Origin of the sequence: Paenibacillus nuruki, assembly GCF_001721045.1 — a bacterium.
Classification (GTDB): Bacteria; Bacillota; Bacilli; order Paenibacillales; family Paenibacillaceae; genus Saccharibacillus; species Saccharibacillus nuruki.
Genome location: NZ_MDER01000091.1, coordinates 1 through 4009 on the forward strand (window position 1 = coordinate 1; position 4009 = coordinate 4009).

Genomic DNA, 4009 nt, shown 5'->3' on the forward strand with positions numbered 1-4009 from the left:
TGAAAATTTGTTTTTAAAACAAATTTATATTTTTGATAAATAAATATTATAGATGATTTTAGAATCGTGATTAACAAATAACCAACAATTATTTCATAATTAGAAAATAAATCTGTGTTTATTATTTCATTTTATATAAATAACCACATTTTATCAAATGAAAACAAAAAGAAGCAGTAAACAATCTCAAAGAGATCATTTACTGCTTCTTGGATGTAACTATTCGAGATTAGTTAATGCCTACAGCACTCAAAGAGTTTTTAACTGCTGTTGTTTGCGCAGAGCTTGCACCGTACAAGTCTGTAGAAGCTTGGATCATTGCAGAACGGTAAGCTGAGAAGTTAGAGCTAGAAGTTAGGTAGTAGTTCAATGCACGATATACGATTTGGATCGCTTGTGAACGACCGATACCTGTAGTGTTCACTCCACCAAATGTTCCACCTTGCGCTAACAAGTAGTATGCTTTGTTCGGAATACCACTGTTTGTGTGTACGCCGCCATTATCATCACTTGTATTTACATAAGCAGACATTGAAGCTGGTTGTCCACCTTTAGCAGGGTTGTCCATGTAACGAAGTGCATCACCAGTTGTACCTGGCGTATAGATCGCATCACCGATCAACCAGTTTTTACCTTCGATTGTGTTACCGAACATATCAGAGATCGCTTCATTCAACGCACCGGATTGACCGTAGTATTCAAGATTAGCTGTATACTCGGTTACACCGTGAGTCAATTCATGACCAACAACGTCCAAGTCGCCAGACAATGGAATGAATGTAGAACCGTCGCCATCTCCATATACCATTTGAGTTCCGTTCCAGAATGCGTTGTTATATCTAGTAGAGTAATGAACTGTTGATTTAAGAGCTAGACCATTACCATCAATACTGTTACGTCCAAAGTTAGATTTGTAGAAATCATATACTCTTTCTGCGTAAGTATGAGCATCTACAGCAGCAGGATCGTTAAACGTACTGCTTGTGCTGGATACTGTTGTTCCTGGCAAGGAAGTACGGTTAGCCGCCGTATATGTTTGTACACCTTTTCCACGAGTGCTATCGATCAATAAGTTGCTAGAACCTGATACTGTTGTTGTGAACGATTTGGTATCGCCCAATACGCCTTTACCTGTTCCTGTAGCATGCTCAATCAAGTCATATTGGAACAAGATTGAACCTGATTTCGCATCGATAAAGTAACGTGTACGAAGTGGTTCAGGAGTAAGTACGTTAACTTCAGTTACATACGCTAAGCTAGCTTTATCTTCTGGAGCATATACATACAATTTAGCACTTGGTGCTTTTTGAGCTTCGCCTAGTGAACCAATTTTAGAAGCAGCATCTTTTTCAGCAATTTTGATTGCTTCAGAAGCGCTAATTTTTGGAGTTACAGCTGCTTTTGCATCTTTAGAATCACTCAATTTACCATAAACGTCTTCCACAACGCTACCTAGATACAAAGATACATTTCCTGTTTTATCGAAATGTAGTGTTTGTTCTGCGCCGTATACAGGAACGCCTTCGTAAATTTGGTTGATGCGATAATGTTCTGTACCTGTAGAAGAATCTGCTTGACGTTTAGTGATATCAAAAACTTGTTGTGCAGTTGCTTGTTGATCTCCGGCAATTGTACGTTTTTGTCTGTCCAAGAATTTCCATACTTTTGCATCGCCTGTCAATCCGCTAGTCACCAAAGTAGATTGTGTAATCACTTGTGGAGTGTAATCTCCTAGTGGTGTTACTTCATTAGCAGAAGCAGCAAAAGCTGGAGCCTGAGCACCAATCAACAAACTACCGGCAAGTATAAATCCAAACGTCTTTTTCAAAGTATTCTCCCCTGTTCACTTGGTTTTTTTGGTATAGCCTGTCTGCGAATATTTTTCCTTTTTCTTCTAAGTACCTACGAGCCTTTGCCAAAATTGAATGATAGCATTCTAGGAATGCCTAAGCGCCAGCTACAAACTGCGGGCAACATCTACAACAACAATCAGTAACCGGTACCCCTCCTTTTGGACGCTCATATTTTACCAAATAAATCATTTTGTGGATTCCTCTTGCGTCTGAAAGGAATCGTATCATGATTCCTAAAAAAAATAAATACCTTTTTAGATAAAAATATGGAAAAAGTTGAAAAACACTGTTTTATCTGACATAGGGTGTATAGTTTAGTATCATTTGGGGAAAAGTACCTCATTTTACGCACGTAAATAAGACTTAATTCTACTTTTCAGCAGTAATTAAGTCTTATTTAAATTCCGATTCACAAAAAGTGAAAAAAGGTTATAAGAATCAGGTCGTGAATGAGTATGATTTTAACAATAAAAATGGAAATTATTACTCAACAGACTGCTTATTTTTTAAAGACAACTAACTTAGTCTCTAACATTTCTTCTAAAGCATATTTGATTCCCTCGCGTCCTATCCCGCTTTGTTTGACTCCACCATATGGCATATGATCTACACGGAATGAAGGAATATCGTTAACAATTACTCCGCCGACTTCTAATTTCTCAGCAGCATGAAATGCCGTTTGCAGTTGTTGCGTATAGATCCCTGCTTGCAATCCATAATCCGAACGATTGACTTCGCGAATGGCTTCTTCCATATCTGCCACAGGGTTAATCATTACGATTGGAGCGAAGACTTCTTTACATGCTACACGTACTTCCGGATGTACTCGTAATAAGACAGTTGGCAACAGAAGATCATTCTCTACTGTACCGCCATAAGCAATCTCTGCTCCTTGGGACACAGCTTCTTCAATCCATTCTATCGCTCTTGTCTGTTCTTTCGGTGCGATCATAGCCGACACATCGGTATCTTCATTCATAGGATCACCTAACTTCAGTGCACGCGTTGCTTCTACAAATTGAGCAACAAACGCTTCAAAGATCTCCTGATGTACATAGATTCGCTGAATTGAAATACACACTTGCCCTTGATTACCAAATGCTCCGGAGACTGCACGCTTAATCATCGCCGGGATATCAGTATCTCGATCAATAATCAAGCCAGAATTCGATCCAAGCTCCAAAGTCACTTTTTTCAGCCCTGCTTTGGAACGAATAGAGATACCTACTCCCGGGCTACCTGTAAATGATAATGCTTTGACACGTTCATCAGTAACAATCGTATCCCCTACCACTTTACCATCACCTGTCACTACATTAAGTGCGCCAGCAGGCAATCCTGCTTCTTGTAATAATTCGGCTAATAAGAAAGAAGACAATGGTGTCTGCTCCGCAGGCTTCAATACAACCGTATTTCCAGCGGCAAGAGCAGGACCCACTTTGTGTGCAACCAGATTCATAGGGAAGTTAAAAGGAGTAATCGCTCCAACTACACCTACAGGCTCTTTAACCGTATACGCTATTCTTCCTTCTCCACTGACCGAAGCATCCAGTGGGATCGTTTCACCATGAATCCGTTTGGCTTCTTCTGCTGCAAATTTATACGTTTCGACAGTACGCCCAATTTCAGTACGAGCGGCTTGAATCGGCTTGGCACCTTCTAGAGCAATCAATTGAGCTGCTTCTTCAGATCGTTGTTCTAATAGAGAAGCTAATTTTTCCAAAATAGATGCTCGCTGATGAGCTGGCATCGCACGCATAGTCTCTTTAGCTTCATAAGCAGCAGTAATTGCTTGCTTCGTTTCTTCTGCATTCGCTTCTGCCACTTCTGTAATAAGAGAACGATTGTAGGGAGAATATAAAGGGGTATACGAACTAGCTTTCACCCATTCTCCATTAATATATAAATGTTTTTGATCCATTGTAATCTTCCTTTCGCTATTCAAAATAAAGCTTCATCGTAAATGAACACTCCTACTCAATACCCTTTTTCATATCAAAGTATGTTCTATTATTTCAATTTTTTAAAAATAAGGTCTTTTTAACTATATTAATTTCGACCATATTCGACATTTTGAGTTTTAAATTATTATTTTTTTCGACATCTATACATTATTTTAGAATTTTACCGAAATATAATTTGTTGGAACAATAAAA

General features: G+C 38.8%; 2 protein-coding genes. Both read right to left on the bottom strand.

The window, feature by feature from the left end; genetic code table 11:
- Positions 1 to 229: 229 nt before the first annotated feature.
- On the bottom strand, positions 230 to 1828 hold the full coding sequence (locus PTI45_RS22265; protein WP_069329789.1) for a M4 family metallopeptidase: 1599 nt from the start codon (positions 1826 to 1828) through the stop codon (positions 230 to 232).
- Positions 1829 to 2352: 524 nt separating this feature from the next.
- Positions 2353 to 3774, bottom strand: coding sequence for an aldehyde dehydrogenase family protein (locus PTI45_RS22270; protein WP_069329790.1), 1422 nt, complete (start codon positions 3772 to 3774; stop codon positions 2353 to 2355).
- Positions 3775 to 4009 lie beyond the last annotated feature (235 nt).

Excerpts from the sequence above, each read along its gene's own strand:
- PTI45_RS22270 (WP_069329790.1), bottom strand. The coding sequence starts at position 3,774 with ATGGATCAAAAACATTTATATATTAATGGAGAATGGGTGAAAGCTAGT.